Origin of the sequence: Pareuzebyella sediminis (assembly GCF_008367235.1) — a bacterium.
Taxonomy (GTDB): Bacteria; Bacteroidota; Bacteroidia; order Flavobacteriales; family Flavobacteriaceae; genus Pareuzebyella; species Pareuzebyella sediminis.
On record NZ_VTZS01000003.1, the window covers coordinates 449,564 to 465,727 of the forward strand.

14 protein-coding genes are annotated in these 16,164 nt (G+C 40.5%); 13 read left to right on the plus strand and 1 reads right to left on the minus strand.

The genetic code is table 11. From position 1 onward, the window contains the following. Positions 1-27 precede the first annotated feature (27 nt). From F2B13_RS12540 to F2B13_RS12590, 11 genes are all read left to right on the plus strand, one after another. Positions 28-1,569 (plus strand): MATE family efflux transporter, encoded by a 1,542-nt coding sequence (locus tag F2B13_RS12540; protein WP_149273570.1) that lies wholly within the window; start codon positions 28-30, stop codon positions 1,567-1,569. A gap of 196 nt (positions 1,570-1,765) precedes the next feature. Beyond that, a complete protein-coding gene (locus F2B13_RS12545) occupies positions 1,766-2,893 on the plus strand; it encodes a polysaccharide pyruvyl transferase family protein (RefSeq protein ID WP_149304355.1) in 1,128 nt (375 codons plus the stop codon). A gap of 13 nt (positions 2,894-2,906) precedes the next feature. After that, positions 2,907-3,941: a glycosyltransferase family 4 protein gene (locus tag F2B13_RS12550; protein WP_149304356.1), complete on the plus strand. Its 1,035-nt coding sequence runs from the start codon at positions 2,907-2,909 to the stop codon at positions 3,939-3,941. A 129-nt stretch (positions 3,942-4,070) separates the two neighbouring features. Beyond that, positions 4,071-5,216, plus strand: a complete 1,146-nt coding sequence (locus F2B13_RS12555) for a glycosyltransferase family 4 protein (RefSeq protein WP_149273576.1) — start codon at positions 4,071-4,073, stop codon at positions 5,214-5,216. Positions 5,217-5,272: 56 nt separating this feature from the next. Next, positions 5,273-6,601 (plus strand): hypothetical protein, encoded by a 1,329-nt coding sequence (locus tag F2B13_RS12560; protein WP_149273578.1) that lies wholly within the window; start codon positions 5,273-5,275, stop codon positions 6,599-6,601. A gap of 162 nt (positions 6,602-6,763) precedes the next feature. Beyond that, a complete protein-coding gene (locus F2B13_RS12565) occupies positions 6,764-7,933 on the plus strand; it encodes a glycosyltransferase (protein WP_149304357.1) in 1,170 nt (389 codons plus the stop codon). After that, positions 7,926-9,134 carry a glycosyltransferase gene (locus F2B13_RS12570; RefSeq protein WP_232625232.1) on the plus strand — a complete coding sequence of 403 codons (1,209 nt, stop codon included), beginning with the start codon at positions 7,926-7,928 and terminating at the stop codon, positions 9,132-9,134. Before F2B13_RS12565 ends, F2B13_RS12570 begins: the two co-directional genes overlap by 8 nt. Continuing rightward, the gene (locus F2B13_RS12575) at positions 9,124-9,678 is read left to right on the plus strand and encodes a WcaF family extracellular polysaccharide biosynthesis acetyltransferase (RefSeq protein ID WP_149273582.1); all 555 of its coding nucleotides are present in this window, start codon (positions 9,124-9,126) and stop codon (positions 9,676-9,678) included. The genes F2B13_RS12570 and F2B13_RS12575 overlap by 11 nt, the downstream gene beginning before the upstream one ends. Beyond that, positions 9,675-10,088 carry a VanZ family protein gene (locus F2B13_RS12580; protein ID WP_149304358.1) on the plus strand — a complete coding sequence of 138 codons (414 nt, stop codon included), beginning with the start codon at positions 9,675-9,677 and terminating at the stop codon, positions 10,086-10,088. Before F2B13_RS12575 ends, F2B13_RS12580 begins: the two co-directional genes overlap by 4 nt. 9 nt (positions 10,089-10,097) lie before the next feature. Continuing rightward, a complete protein-coding gene (locus F2B13_RS12585) occupies positions 10,098-11,342 on the plus strand; it encodes a WcaI family glycosyltransferase (RefSeq protein ID WP_149273587.1) in 1,245 nt (414 codons plus the stop codon). A gap of 161 nt (positions 11,343-11,503) precedes the next feature. After that, the gene (locus tag F2B13_RS12590; protein ID WP_149273589.1) at positions 11,504-12,841 is read left to right on the plus strand and encodes a phenylacetate--CoA ligase family protein; all 1,338 of its coding nucleotides are present in this window, start codon (positions 11,504-11,506) and stop codon (positions 12,839-12,841) included. On the opposite strand, the gene F2B13_RS12595 is transcribed toward F2B13_RS12590, so the two are convergent. Continuing rightward, positions 12,833-13,042: a hypothetical protein gene (locus tag F2B13_RS12595; RefSeq protein ID WP_149273592.1), complete on the minus strand. Its 210-nt coding sequence runs from the start codon at positions 13,040-13,042 to the stop codon at positions 12,833-12,835. The two genes, F2B13_RS12590 and F2B13_RS12595, sit on opposite strands and share 9 nt — an antisense overlap. Positions 13,043-13,128: 86 nt before the next feature. Here F2B13_RS12595 and F2B13_RS12600 point away from each other — a divergent pair, with 86 nt between their 5' ends. Together F2B13_RS12600 and F2B13_RS12605 are read left to right on the plus strand one after the other, a co-directional pair. Beyond that, a complete protein-coding gene (locus F2B13_RS12600) occupies positions 13,129-14,862 on the plus strand; it encodes a c-type cytochrome (RefSeq protein ID WP_149273594.1) in 1,734 nt (577 codons plus the stop codon). A gap of 204 nt (positions 14,863-15,066) precedes the next feature. Further along, positions 15,067-16,164, plus strand: a complete 1,098-nt coding sequence (locus F2B13_RS12605) for a sugar-transfer associated ATP-grasp domain-containing protein (RefSeq protein ID WP_149273596.1) — start codon at positions 15,067-15,069, stop codon at positions 16,162-16,164.

The window sequence follows — 16,164 nt, forward strand, 5'->3', positions numbered from 1 at the left end:
TAAGCCCCCGCTCGAACAGCCTACCTTATGACACCAGCAAACAGGGTTATCATCAACACAGCCATCCTCTATGGTAGGATGGTGTTAACCATCGGGGTTTCCTTATATTCTACCCGATTAATTTTACAGGCCTTAGGAAGTACGGACTATGGTATCTTTCAACTCGTAGGAGGGGTCATTGCAATGCTGGCGTTCCTAAAAAATGCAATGGCCACTTCGACTCAAAGATTTCTCTCTTTCCATCAGGGCAAAAACGATATAGAAAGCCAAAGGTCTGTTTTTACAAATAGTTTGTTGATACACCTTGTCGGAGGGCTGTTCTTGGTTTTGGTTTTGGCTTCGCTTGAGTCTTTCTTGTTCGAACAGTTCTTAAATATCCCCGATAATCGGATATATGCTGCCAAGATCGTATACCGCACCATGTTATTTTCCCTATTTTTCAGCATGGTAAATGTACCGTTTATGGGTTCTTTAATAGCCCACGAAAACATGATAGTCGTTGCAATCATCAATATTTTGGAATCCCTGTTGAAACTTGCAATTGCTTTTGTACTGATTTCTTTGGTGGACAATAGACTAATCATTTACGGATGGTTAACGGCAATTCTGGCCCTTTTAATCCTTCTTCTGTATATGGGGTATTGTTTTAGAAAATTCGACGAATGTACTCTTCAAGGTTTCTTTAAAGTTGACAAAGTGCAGGTGAAGCAATTGACCTCATTTGCCGGTTGGAATCTTTTCGGATCTCTTTGCGGTTTAGGCAGAAACCAGGGATTGGCCATTCTTCTTAATCTATACTTTGGGGCTGCGATCAACGCAGCATACGGTATTGCGAACCAAGTAGCGGCCCAAATGAATTTTTTTTCGGCGACTTTACTACGGGCCATGAACCCTCAAATAATGAAAAGTGAAGGTTCTGGTAATCGAGATAGAATGTTGCGTTTGTCCATGATGGCTAGTAAGTTCGGTTTCTTTTTAGTCGCTCTTATCGTTATTCCCGCTATTTTTGAAATGACTGAAATTCTTGAATTGTGGTTAAAAGAGGTTCCAGATTACACCGTTATTTTTACGCAGCTGATTTTGTTGTCGATCCTCCTTAACCAGTTGACCATTGGTCTTCAATCTGCGCTTCAGGCAACTGGCCGAATCAAACTGTATCAATCTGTGGTCGGTGGTATTATCCTATTGACTTTGCCGCTAGCCTATGTATTCCTCAAGTTGGGATATGCTCCTCAATCCGTTTTCATTAGCTACCTAAGCATTGAGGTTGTCGCCGTAGTTCTAAGGTTATATTTTGCAAGAATAATTGCCGGGCTTACCATAAGAACCTACCTAGAGCGGGTTTTTGCAAGGGAAATCCTTCCCGTACTCCTGTCCGTAATTTGTTGTTATCTCATTACAACGAACCTTGATTTTGGTTTGCGGTTTCTGTTAACGGGAATAGCATCCGCTATTATTTTAGCAGGGAGTATATATTTACTCGGTCTATGTGAGGATGAAAAGGTTTTTGTACATCAATTTTTGACGTTAGCGAAGAATAAAATATACAAGAGGCAAAACAAGACGTAGTGTAAAGCTTGAATTTGGAATATGGGGTGTCACAAATAACGTATCCTCTTTAAAAAGGCATGGAAGGAAACCACTTCAATGCTCTATCCAAAATAGATGAGATGGTCAAAGCACATCAAAAAACCAAAAAAATTCGGTAGTGAGTTGCACTAAAGTAGGTACAATAAATATTTTCAAAAACTAATCAAGTCTTAACATGAGAATTGGAATATTAACCTTTTGGGAAAGTCAAGATAATTACGGACAACAATTACAGGCTTTTGCACTTCAGACCTATCTACAGAATATGGGAAATGAAGTCTTCTTAATCAAATACAGGCGCATTGCATCCGTTCAACATAGAACGTTGACAGAACGCATCAAAAATTTCAACTTAAAAAAGTTTCTTGAAGCAAGATTCCCCAGTTTAAAATCGAGAACGGACTCAAAGCCTAAAATTGACCGGCATTTTGATTCCTTTCGGAAAACTCATATAAATTTCTCGGACATTACCTATGATTCATTGGAGGAGCTTAATGCCAACCCCCCAAAGGCTGATGTCTACATATGCGGAAGTGATCAAGTATGGAATAATTCCTTCTCAGTGTCCTGCGAGGCATTTCTTTTAGGCTTCGGCGATGCAACTACTAAGCGTATCGCCTATGCGGCCAGTTTCGGAATGAAGGAATTACCACTGGAGACCGAGCAACTGTTCAATGAGCACATCCATAATTTTGACGCAGTTGGTGTACGCGAAAAAAGTGGTTTAAATATTTGCAAAACTTTAGGGTATCCATCGGCGATATGGGTTCCTGATCCTACCATGCTTTTCAAGAAACAAGATTGGTTGAACTTATTTCCAAACGGCAAAGCCGAAGAAAAAAAAGCAGATAAAAGGCTTTTTCTGTATACATTAGGGAATAGTCCTATTAATGAGAGGGAGTCATATATCGATTTCGCGAATAATTTGGAGGACGTTGAAGTTTTTCACGTGTCGGCCAATAACGATTTCTCAGGCAATGCATATCCATCTATACCAGATTGGATCCATACGCTTTCTGATGCTGATTTTGTTATTACCAATTCCTTTCATGGCACCCTCTTTAGTATTCTTTTCAATAAGAACTTCGTCGTGTTGCCCAATACTGGCAGCAAGGCAGGTATGAACGAAAGGGTTATCAGTTTATTGGAAAAGGTAGGGCTCAGTGGTAGAATTAGCCATGAGTTCGACGAGAAAAATTTGAATTCTTTACTGTTCGATAGAATTGATTGGAGAGAGGTTAACGGAAAAATCGAAAACTGGAAGTCCAAAACCGACGATTTTTTTAAAATTCTGACACGGTAATATACAGGAAGAAATGAAGATTGTTTATCATCCTATCAGTGGTGGAGAGAACATATATATTGACATGATCATTAATGGTCTGAAAAAAAGAAAATTCGAGGTTCTACCACTTTCGGGGTTTTTGTCAAACTTTCTTGAGGTGAAGATCATTCACCTAAATTGGTATGAGAACATCGGAAGTTTATTGAACTTTTTGAATAAGAGTACAAAATTGATCGTGTACAAGATCTTGGGGAAGAAAGTTCTTTGGACTATGCACAATAAAGAACCACACGAGAATGCACACCCTTTTTTACAACGGGTTTTTACTAATTTATTGATTTTTTTGGCCGATAAGATTATCATACACTCCTGGGATACAAAAAAGATATTAGCGAAAAAGGGAAGAAGGATAGCCGAAAAAACGTTCTATCTGCCCCACCCCGCCTATATCGACATGTACGGGTCTATTCATGATCGAGATGTGACGAAACCAAAGGATCCCGTTTTAAAGCTATTGTTCGTAGGCCTCGTCAGGCCTTACAAGAACCTGGAGTTACTTATCGATTCTGTTGAAACCATTGGCAAAGACGTAAGGTTACTAATCGTTGGAAAGCCGAAAAACAAGGAGTATGCAGAAGAAATACGGGATAAGATTTCGAATGTCCCGAACATTGAGCATGATCTAAGGTTTATTGAAAATAATGAGCTGATCGAATATTTGTACGATTGCGATCTGGTCATATTACCGTATAAAATGGATAGTGTGTTAAACTCTGGTGCTGTGATGTTAAGCTTTTCTTATGGCAAGAGTGTGATTTGTCCAAATATCGGTACAATCAATGACATAAAGGACAAAAGTGCTCTTTTAAATTATACCTATTCCAATGAAAAAGAACATAAAAAAATATTGACCCAAACCATCGAAAAGGCCGTTGCTCTAAAAAAGATATCTCCAAAGGTATTTGATGAATGGGGCCTCCAAATGAAAAACTATGTCGAAGAATTTCACGACAAGGAAGTGATTATAGACCGATTGGCCAAGCTGTATCAGGAGATTGCCGATTAGTTTCTGGCCCGTACGTAAAAACCTGAAAATCAATGAGGAATCGGCTCAGCACCAAAAAGAACCGCTTGTAAAATCTTTTGTGCCCTGCTTTACGTACCTAAACAAAAATAACCGGAAGAAAACGATATAATGTCCAAAAAAATTCTGTGTATCCTCGGTTCGAAACATTTTTACGGAAAGGAAAGGTCGAATATTGAAGTTTACAATCTTTTGAAAAATCATGCTTCTGCTTCGCTCAAGGTTTTAATGAATGCAGAGGCTTCGGATGAGCTCAAGAGATACCTCCAAGATTTTGATACCATCGAAGTACGGTTCCCCGATCGTAACCAAAAAAAATTTAAATATATAAACTATATTCTCAGGAGTCTATCGCTGAACCTAAAATTACTCTACACAATTCTTAAGTTTAGGCCAGACTTTATCTTTCTGAACGATGAAAGGATTTTCTATGATATTGCCCTTCCTGTTTACTTTTCCTCCAGTAAAGTGGTTTATAGAATAGGGGACCAGCCCGCTTACCCTAAATTAAGTAATTACCAAGTAAACTCTTGGATTTGGAAAAACATCGTGCTCAAAAAGACCGAAAAATTCGTGTATATCTCTGAATTTATCAAGAGTACGGTCGAGGTAACGGGTAGAGACAGTTCAAATGATATCGTTATCTATAATTATCCGCCAAGTCGTCAAAAAAGTAGTGACCGCCTTAGTGAAAAAATGATTGATGACCAGACTATATCTATAGGATATTTAGGTCAAATAATCGCGGATAAAGGAGTGCATCTCTTTATAGAGGCTGCGGTCAACGTATTGAAGGATAAAAAAAAGGCGCGCTTCTATTTGGCCGGTGACCTAAACTATTCAAAAGAATTTTCCGAAATGCTAATAAAATTGGTTATCGAGAATAATCTTGAAGATAAAATAGTGTTCTTGGGCAGTATTGACAATGTTAAGACCTTCTTCGAGCATATCGATATATTGGTTACACCATCGATGAAAGAAGAACCCTTGGGAAACGTGATAGTCGAGGCGAAAAAATACAGTACCCCCTCCATAATTTTCAGGTCTGGAGGTATGCCAGAGCTGATCGAACACGGTGTCAATGGTTATGTTTGTGAAAGTTCTACCTCGGCAAATATCGTGAAAGGCATTTTGTACTATTTGGAAAAGCCTGAACGTATTGAGCTGCACGGAATCAACGCCAAGGCATCCATAAAAGATCTAAAAATTGATTACGCGAATTTTAAGCAAAAATGGCTCTGGGTTTTCAAGAAGTAACAATTTTGTAGTTTGAACTAACAGTAGTAAACGCGGTATAGGTGATATTAAATTTATTGAGAAAATACATCTCACCAAATCAGAATGCGAGTTTAGATATTTCCGGTAATATTAAAATTGATTACCTGAAATACGGGATATGGCTATATTTCATTCTTTTGATTTTCGAAGGGGCCCTTAGAAAGTGGGTGCTTCCCGGGCTGTCGGATCCGCTATTAATAGTCAGGGATCCTGTGGCCATTTGGCTAGTCTATAAAGCATGGAAATATAATCTTCTCCGCAATAACTACTTTATTATCTCCATGACAACGGTAACTATCATAGCCTTTATTACCGCTTTATTGGTTGGGCATGGAAATATCTGGGTAGCCTTGTTCGGTGCCAGGATCACATTAATTCATTTTCCGTTGATTTTTGTCATGGGCAAAGTCTTGGATAGAGCGGATGTAATTCGCTTCGGGAGATTTATCTTGTGGCTTTCCATTCCCATGGTAATATTGATTGCTGCTCAATTTTATAGTCCTCAATCGGCTTGGGTCAACTTGGGCTTGGGAGGTGAGGAAACAGAAGGCTTTCAAGGCGCCTTGGGCTACTTCCGGCCGCCTGGCACCTTCTCGTTTCAGGTAGGCAACACCTTGTTTTTTAGCCTAGTGGCAATTTTTGTAGTCTATTTTTGGGCTATGAAACCTAAATTGAATCGGGTGATCCTGGTTTTGGCCACCATCGCTTTGTTGGTAGCCATTCCGCTATCTATTAGTCGCACACTATTTTATTCTGTTTGCCTTACCGTTCTTTTCTATTTATCCAGCCTTATATTCAATCCTAAACAGTTTTTGAATATTTTTTTTATTGTCGTAGGCCTGGCCGTAGCTTTTGTTATCTTGCTCCAGTTTGATTTTTTCCAAGTGGCGATTGAAGTTTTTTCCGCAAGACTTGAGTCGGCCAGTAAGGCAGAAGGAGGGGTCTCAAATTCATTGATCGACAGGGTTTTTGGTTATATGTTTAGGGCCTACACCTCGTCTGACGACGTGCCATTCTGGGGTTACGGCCTAGGTATGGGGACCAACGTGGGCAGTAAATTGATACGAGGAGAAAGGTCGTTTCTCTTGGCGGAGTTCGAGTGGAATCGTATTGTTGCTGAATTAGGAATGTTCCTTGGTACGGCAATGATTCTTATAAGGGTCATTCTCGCGGGCAGATTGGTTTTGGGTAGTTTTTATATCTTGAAACGAGGTGAAATTCTTGCTTGGCTATTATTGAGCGTAGGACTCGTTAATTTGATTCAGTCTCAATGGTGGCAGCCGACGATTCTAGGTTTTGGAATTTTCATTATTGGAATGGCTTATGCCCTCATAAAAAGTTTTAAAGATAGGCCCACCTCATGATAAGTAAGCATTCGATAGTCACAACGGTTTTGAAAATGACCCATTTTTTGATCACTCCTTTTCATTTTTGTAACCGTGGTGTCTGTTAGGCCTGCTAAACTATGGCTCAATACGGGACTGCGATGTTATTGAAAGTAAAAAATAAACGCTGAAGTATCCATCATGAAAATAGCAATACTATCACATCCTTTATTCTTTGGTAGTTTTAGCATGCCGAGGTTTGCCCATTATTTGGCCTCGGGAATGAAGGGTCAAGGGCATGATGTCGAAATATGGAGGCCGAGACCCGTGCTCAGTAAAATTCCGGTTACGGGTATTATGAAAAAATGGCTTGGTTATATAGATCAATACGTTATTTTTTCCATTTGGCTTTTTTTTAAAACAAATTTTACGACCGATAAGCGCTTATATATTGTCTCTGACCAAGCATTGGGCCTTTGGGTACCTTTGATTCGAAACAAAGCCCATCTTATTCACTGCCACGATTTCTTGGCCTTGAAATCGGCCAAGGGGCAAATCAGTGACAATAAAGTGGGCCTCACGGGGAAAATTTATCAAAAACTAATCTTAAAGGGTTTCTCAAAGGGTGAAAATTTCGTTTCGGTTTCGAAAAATACACAGCGAGAACTTAGCGACATATTACACAAGAATGCCACCATCAACACCTATGTTTACAACGGTATTAACGCTCTATTTCAGGTAGGGGACACGTTGAAAGCCCGTAAAGAACTGGGCAATCAAATTGGTTTTTCGCTTGACAAGGGATATATTTTACATGTAGGCGGAAACCAGTTCTATAAAAACCGGAAGGGGGTCATTAAAATTTATTCGAAATGGAGAGAAACCTCCAACCTCGAATTACCTCTGGTGCTCATCGGAACACCTCCAAATACGGAAGTATTTCGTGTTCAAAACGAATCAAAATTTAGATCGGATATAATTTTCTGCCCTGGTCTGGAAGATGAAATGGTAAAGTTTGCATATCAGGGAGCTAGCCTATTTCTCTTTCCTTCGTTAGCCGAAGGATTTGGTTGGCCAATAGCTGAAGCAATGGCCTGTGGTTGTCCCGTTATCACCACTAACGAAGCGCCGATGAACGAGGTTGGTGGTAAAGCAGCCCTGTACATTAAAAATACCAAGGAATTCGATACTATAGATGCTTGGGCCCGGAAAGCCTCCGACGAGGTGGAGCTTTTCTTTAAAAAGAGTCCTCAAGAAATAGATTATATCAAACAAGAAGGCTTGGAAAATGTTAAAAGGTTCGACAGTGCCAAAACTATCTCAAGATTACATGAGTTTTACCTCGAAGCATACCATCTAAAATATGAGTGATTTAAGAATACTTAGGGTAATTGAAAGTATGGATCCTGCCTACGGCGGCCCATGCCAAGGTATTCGAAATTCCATACCGGCACTCAGAGCCATGGGCGCAATTAACGAGGTTGTTTCCGTAGATGGCGAAAACGTCAGTTGGCCCAGTGACGATGAATTTCGAATTCATAAAGCAGGCCCCGGAAAGGGCCCTTGGGGTTATTCTCCTAAATTAAGCCGTTGGCTCAAAAAAAACTTATCGAAATATGATGTAGTAATCGTTCATGGCCTCTGGCAATATTATGGGTATGCCGTTCGAAAGGCTATAGAGCACCTCAGCACTAAAAACCTGAAAGTTCCGAAGTTTTATATCATGCCCCACGGTATGCTCGACCCCTATTTTCAGAAAGCCCCGGAACGAAAACTCAAGGCGATGAGAAACTTGATATTTTGGGAGCTTATCGAAAAAAAGACGGTACGCGCTGCCGATGCGATCCTATTTACCTGTCAAGAAGAGTTATTACTCGCCAGGGAAACCTTTAAGGGGTATCGCCCCAGAAAGGAACTTAATGTTGGATACGGTATTCCTTCACCCCCTTTGGAAAAAAGTGTGAATGTCGAACAGTTCAGAAATAAAAATGGCCTTTCCGCCGATGAAGAGTATTTGTTGTTCCTAAGTCGAATTCATCCAAAAAAAGGATTGTTAAACTTAGTCAAGGCCTATTCAGAATGTTTCAATGGCAAAGCTGGTATTTTTCCCAAATTAGTGATCGCAGGGCCTGGGTTAGAAACTGAATATGGGCAATCAATTCATGCTATGGTTCAAAACGATACGCTGCTTAGAAAAAATGTTCTTTTCGTTGGGATGGTCACAGGTATGACAAAATGGGCGGCCTTCTATGGTTCTAAAGCTTTCGTGCTACCGAGTCATCAAGAAAATTTTGGGATTGCGGTCGCAGAGGCATTGGCTTGTAAGTGCCCGGTTCTTATTTCCAATAAAGTCAACATCTGGAGAGAGATAGCAGAAGGTAGCGGGGGTATAGTTACCGAGGACACCCATGAAGGAACGATCTCGTTGTTGCAACAATTCTCACTTTTGACACAAATTCAAGTGGCTGAAATGAAGAAGAATGCCTACACGGTATATCGAAATCATTTTACTGTTGAACAAGCGGCAATAAATCTTTACTCTCATTTAAAAAAATTCGAACATGAGCTCTAAAGTATCATTGGGCGATTTTGACCCGAAGGTAGGCCTTGAACGCGGAGCGAGTAAAATGAAAGAAGCCTTCTGGTATTTGTTAAAGGTGTGTTTTTTCCTTTCCGCCCTACCTTATCCAAGTAGCCTCAAGGTATTTATATTGAGAAAACTCGGGGCGAAAATAGGCCAAAATGTAATCATAAAACCGAGGGTCAACATTCACTTTCCTTGGAAACTTGAGATAGGGGACCATGTTTGGATCGGAGAGGAAGTTTTTCTTTTAAATTTCGAAGTGCTCAAGATAGGAAACAACGTATGCATATCGCAACGTAGCTTCTTATGTGGGGGCAATCACGATTATAGGGTTCCTTCGATGCCCTACAGAAATGGGCCAATAACCCTTGAGGATGGTTGTTGGGTGGGTGCCTGTTGTTTTGTAGGCCCCGGCGTCACCATCGGGAAAGAAACTGTGGTGACAGTGGGTTCAATAGTTGTAGCAGATCTGGAAGAAAAGAAAGTCGTTTCGAAATTCCCGGGGAATACTACTAAAGCACGGTGGAAATGAAGCAAATCAAAAGCGGATATCTAATCGGGGTTCTTTTTATCTTGGGCATCCTACTGATATTAGGTCTGAGTTGGAGAAGCGACCCTAACCTTAAAGGGTTGCCGTTTATGCCTTTATGGATCTATAGTTGGGCAGATACCTATCGGTTTAGCGCCATTCGTACGGCCGTTCCCTTTCTAGGGCTTGGCACAATTATAGGCTTTTGGCTTCTTATAAGAAAGGCTTCCTTTTTCCAGTTTGTAATGGCTTGGGCAATCTTAATAGGCGTCGTAACTGTTGCAGAACTTGGTCAGTATTTCATCCCCAGCAGAGATGTAGACCTAAAGGATATCTTTTGGGGCGGTATCGGAGGTTTTTCAGGCCTTGCTGTCAACTACGTACTTTTAAAACTCCTGCGGCTGTTTCGTTAGAAAAAATATATGGTGAAGCGCATACTATATCTAGGCTATAACTTTTCCCCTGAATTGACCGGAATTGGAAAATACAGCGGAGAAATGATGGAATGGTTGGCAAAAAGGGGCCATCAATGTACCGTTATCACGGGGTACCCATACTATCCACAGTGGCAAATACAAGAACCCTATCGCAGTAAACGTTTTTGGTTTACCAAGGAAAAAAAGAGGTATGACGATGGTGGCTCGCTCACTATTTATCGATGCCCTATGTACGTTCCTGAAAACCCTACTGGACGGAAACGAATTATTTCCGATTTTACATTTTTTATTTCCGCCTTACTTCTGTTGAACGTATTTTTTTTTAAGAAAAGATATGAATTTGTCATTTCGGTGTCTCCCACGTTCCTCTCGGGCCTTCTTGGGGTACTATACAAGACGGTCAAGAAAGCCAAACATTTACATCATATACAAGACCTTCAGATTGAGGCCGCCCTTGAACTGGGACTTATTAAATCAAAAAAATTGGTCTCGTTTTTATTGTCTATAGAAAATTATATATTCAGGCATTCAGACGTTATTAGCAGCATCTCTGACGCTATGATCAAGAGAATTGCGGAAAAGGCAAATCGTGAGGTGATATTTTTGCCCAATTGGGTAGACACCTCGTTCTTTTATCCACTAGAGGATAGGAATTCGATAAAACCCAAGTTTGGTTTTGATATCGATGACAAGCTTATTCTCTATTCCGGAGGTATCGGTGCCAAACAGGGGTTGGAAAATATTCTTTTTGCAGCCGAAGCCTTGAAAAATAAGCGCAACGTCAAATTTATTGTTTGTGGTTCCGGGCCCTATAAGGAAATTCTCAGGGAGAAGGCGGAGAAAATGGCTTTACATAATCTTTCATTCTTTCCCCTACAACCAAAAGAAAATTTCAACCTTTTTTTAAATATGGCGGACGTTCATCTCGTAATTCAGAAAAAGAATGCAAGTGATTTAGTAATGCCCTCAAAGCTTACCACTATACTGGCCGTGGGCGGCATAGCACTAATAACGGCAAACCAGGGCACCGAGTTGTTCGATGTAGTTTCAAAATACGGGATGGGACATCTCGTTGAGGCAGAAGACCAAAACGAACTTATTAATGGCATTACGGGCTTAATAGAGGGCAATAGCCTATCGGAAATACAGGAGAATGCATACGACTATGCAAAAGAATTTCTAAATGTTGACCGAATCATGGAGCATCTAGACAGTAAAGTTCTGGTATAGCTAGTATAGCGTATAGAGAATTGTTTTATACTTGTTCTTTATCCAAGAACAATGAATCTCGTCGATGTAAAATGAATTGAACTGTAGTTTCCCTTTACATTTGAAAGACCTAACCTACAGTTAATTATTATAGTATCAGTCTTAGTATTAAACCTCTTAATTTGGAAAAACCAACAACTTGGAGCTTTAAAAAACTGGTTTTTGATATAAAGACCAAGATTTTAAGGCCTGGCATTTTTAAATCCCATTTGAAGGCGAAGCAAGATTTGAGATATAAAAAAATAGATAAGCTCAATTTTAAAAGACGAAAACGAATTGTAAAACATGCCTATAAAAACACTTCATATTATCATAAAAAATACGAAGCTCTCGGGTCGGATTTCCGTATTCGCAGCGAAAAAGATTTTCTGAAGCTTCCCCCGGTAACCCGAGACGATTTGGCCAATAACTTTGAGCGCTTAAAAGTAAAGAATGCCAATTCGAGAAATTCGAGAAAAGTAAGCTCCTCGGGAAGTACAGGAAGACCGATTTCAGTGCTTCATGATATGAGATTCCCCTATACAGTTCTTCAGTGGCGCATACTGAGTTGGTGGGGTGTAAGACCCTATCAAAATCAAGCTTACATCTATAGGTACAAACGACCGTTTTTTAAAAAAATCAGCAACACTTGGTTGTGGTGGCCCACTAAGAGGATATTCCTTTCGGGTGCGGAGATGGATCTTAAATCAGTCAATAAGTTTGTAAAGAAAATTAATAGGTTAAAGCCCGAACTCTTACAAGGCTATGTAGACGTGGTCTATGAATTCGCCCTTTTTCTAATGGATAATGACTTGCGCATTCACCCACCTAAAATGGTGTGGGTTACCTCGGCACCTCTTTTCGAAAACCAAAGAAAAGTGATGGAGAAAGTCTTTGGGGCCCCTGTATGCGATCAATATGGCAACACTGAAGTCTTTACTATAGCGGCCGAATGTCCCCGTCAGAATGGCCTTCATATCATGCACGATTCGGTGCACGTTGAAGTCGTTGATAACGACAACAATCCTGTTCCTAAAGGAATCATAGGTAAAATACTTATTACCGATCTAAGAAATAAGATATTCCCATTAATACGTTACGAGATTGGCGATAGAGGAAAATTATTGAAAACGACCTGCGGTTGCAATATACCCTTACCCTTGATGGAAAATGTTCGGGGCCGACAATCTGTTATGCTAAGAACACCCTCTGGGCTTACGATTAGGGGCGAGCACCTGACCATTCTTTTTGAAAAATACCTACATAACATCAGAGAAATCCAATTGATTCAAAAAGAGGATTATTCTGTAGATTTTTGTTATGTCTCCAAGCCTAAAACAGACGAAAAGAAGGAAGTCGAACTTATTCTAGGGCATCTAAAAACAAAAACAAGAAACGAAATTATAATTCAGCCTAAATGTGTTGACGTGGTCGAAAAAAAGGGTCAGAAAAAACCCTTGATCATTAGCCACTTAAAATAGCTTCGCCCCAGGTACTGCATCCCTTGGTAGCCTTGGACTTATTGGGTTCACCGTAATTCTTAAATGCTGTGACATGATGGCCAACCAAGAGCTGGCTTTCCCCATGTGGTCGATCAAATCACAGGTCTTACCTTCGTAATTCGACCCTCTTAATCCTATCCAAATTTTTGACGGTCGGCGCAAAGCTTTATTGTTTCCCATATTCTTACATTTGACATAAAGATTCGGTAAGGTCTACATGGCCCGTTCAGTTCTTTCTAGGCATCAAATTTGGAGCATAAGTCTTAATGAAAAGAAGAATATTTATAGTTGTACTGATAGCATTGTCCACTGCGATAGGTGTTTCAGTATTCTTTCCAAATAGGATAAATCGATATTTAAGGAGACAAATGAGGGTGTATCATACTGCTCCCAAGGGTACATTGGAAGGCGTGGAGTTCCAAAAAATATTGCTTGACGATACCACCGACGGGATTTATACATCATTGACCATTGGCCCTGATCATAAATTATATGCATGTTCAATAGATGGCAAGATCAAGCGCTTTGTCATTGAGAATGATGGTAGCCTACATCTGGAAAGAATTTACAAGCCCTTTGGAAAAGGGTCAAAAATGACCATTGGTTTGGCCTTTGATCCCATCTCCACTTCAGATTCCTTAATTGTATGGATTACTTACTCCGACACAACCGGGGGATGGATAAGCTTTCCTAATGTAAAAAAAACGCCCAACAAAGGTCATTGGGATGGGTACTTAGCTCGTTTACATTTGAGTTCTACTTCTGATAGCGTGCTCGGTAACATGCTTGTTTTAAAGGATTTGCCTCGATTTGGCCCCAATCAGGAGAACTTTGCCAACTCCATTGCCTTCGGCCCCGACAATAGACTCTATTTCGCTCAAGGTGCCAATACAGGCATGGGTATGTGCGATTGTAAAGAGAATCAAGAAATCTCGAGGGAGTCTTTACTTTCCGGAGCTATACTATGTCTCGACCTTCCGAAATTAACGGATAGTCTACCCCTTAGCGTAAAAACGCATGATGGGGGCGGGAGCTATAACCCCTATGACCTTCAAGCGCCATTAAAAATATACGCTACAGGATTAAGAAATGCCTACGATTTGATATGGCATAGTAATGGGCAGCTCTACGCAACCATTAATGGGTCTGGTGGACACGAGAACATTCCAACCTCAGACCCAGAATCCCCATATTATATTTCACCCGATGTGAACATCAGCTATTCAGGACCTAACAATATACCGGTAGTACTTGGTGCACAACCCGATCAAAATGATTTTATGGCCCGGGTAGAATACGGAGGGTATTACGGGCACCCAAATCCTCTAAGAGCTGAATATGTGCTCAACGCCGGTGACGAGGACGTGTATAATAATGAATACGACGGGGTTCGGCCAGATAGTAACTTTAGGGGCTTTACTTATGATTTTGGACCCCATGTCGCTCCCACAGGCCTTATTGAATATAGAAGTAACACATTTGACGGCAAACTCAAAGGCTGTCTTATAGTGGCAAGACTGGTACATGAAGATTTGGTTATTTTAAAGCCCGGAGGAGGAAATGGGGATATCATCCAAGATTATGAAGGAAGAAGAATGGGACTAGAAGTCGACGGCCGCCCTTTAGACCTAATTGAAAACCCTGAAACAGGCGATATTTACGTATCTGAATTTAGTACTGGAACGATAACGCTATTCCACCCAATCAAAAAAGAGTCTGACAGACCTATATCAAAAACCAAAATAGCCGTACATAAAACAAAAGCCCCGTTGAGTGGTGAAGAAATTTATGGCCGACATTGTCAACTATGCCATGGGGCCATGGGTGTCGGGGCAGTAGCACCTAGTCTAGTTGATGAAAAATGGACGTACGGGCGTGAAAATATTGCCGAGGTAATTAGAAATGGATCAGAGGACCAGAGTATGCCGGCCTGGAAAGATAAGCTTTCCGAAAATGAAATTGATAGCGTTAAAGTTTTTCTATTATCACTGACCAACTAGCAAGGTTCCGTAAAAGCATGCGACCAACGGTTTAGAGAAGTGAAGGGTGCTTAAGGCTGATTGCAAACAGCCATCATACCCATTGAATTCAATTGTACCCAACAATCACGGATGTACTAATGCTCAAACATGATTGGGTATCAAAGGCAGATAAATTTCAATCTGTGTTCGGCATAGAAGATCAAGGATAACTTTATTTAGGCAATGGCATTCGTAGAAAGAATCAAAGACTGGGGCATAAAATCGGTAAATAAGGTTTATGCCATGCGCTACAACCATCTATCCAAAATAAAAGCCCATAAAGTACTGAAGCAAATAGAGACTAAAAGAGGATCCCTCAGTGCATTGCTTAAAAAAAAGGCAGATGACTATGCCGTCGAAGAATTAGGGTGGAATGGCTACGCCCCGTGGTTGTATGTTTATACCGCTATTCAGGGAAGATTTAAGGATGGTTGGATTCCTGACAACTATTACCACTTAGAACTACTACCCGAAATTCAAGGCGATTATGGTAAAATTTCATTTCTTAAACCCCTCAACAACATCCTATTAAAGATACCATCGAATGAAGATATAGCTTATTTTATTCATGGTGAGTGGTTCGATTCCGACTACAGGCCGATTCCTAAAAAAGCCCTTAGAAAATTGGTTCTTGCCAAGCAAGATCTGGTAGTGTTCAAATTGGACCATTCCTATCAAGGTAAAGGTGTTTTTTTAAGAAATACGGAATCATTCGATCTGGGCGAATTGGAAGCGAAAGGAAACGGAACCTTACAGGCATATATTCACCAACATGCTTTTTTCAAGGATTTCCGTTCTAAAGCTGTTGCGAACATTCGAATGACTACCAGTATTTCCAAAGAAGGAAAACCTGTTTTGAGCGGTTGCTATCTTCGATTGGGAAGAGTTCGTGATTTTTATGTGAAATCGGAAAGTCATGTTAGGGTACCTGTCGATCTGGTTTCGGGAGAGCTTTGTGAAGAAGGCTATTTGGCCGACTGGTCAATCATTGATAGACATCCGGATTCTAAGATCAAATTCTCTAAAAAAGTAATTCCACAATATCGGGAATGCGTTGATTTTGTTCGTGATTTGCATACACGAATGCCCATGGTGAAGTGCATCGGGTGGGATATTGTTGTGAACACCAATGAACGGCCTACCCTGATCGAATGGAACGGATACGGTAATGATATCAATTTTTCAGAAGCAACGCAAGGGCCTTGTTTTGCAAATCTCGGATGGAAGAATGATCGTACCCCTAAAGTCTTGGGTCGGCATCGAAGATGGTTCAGTCCATAA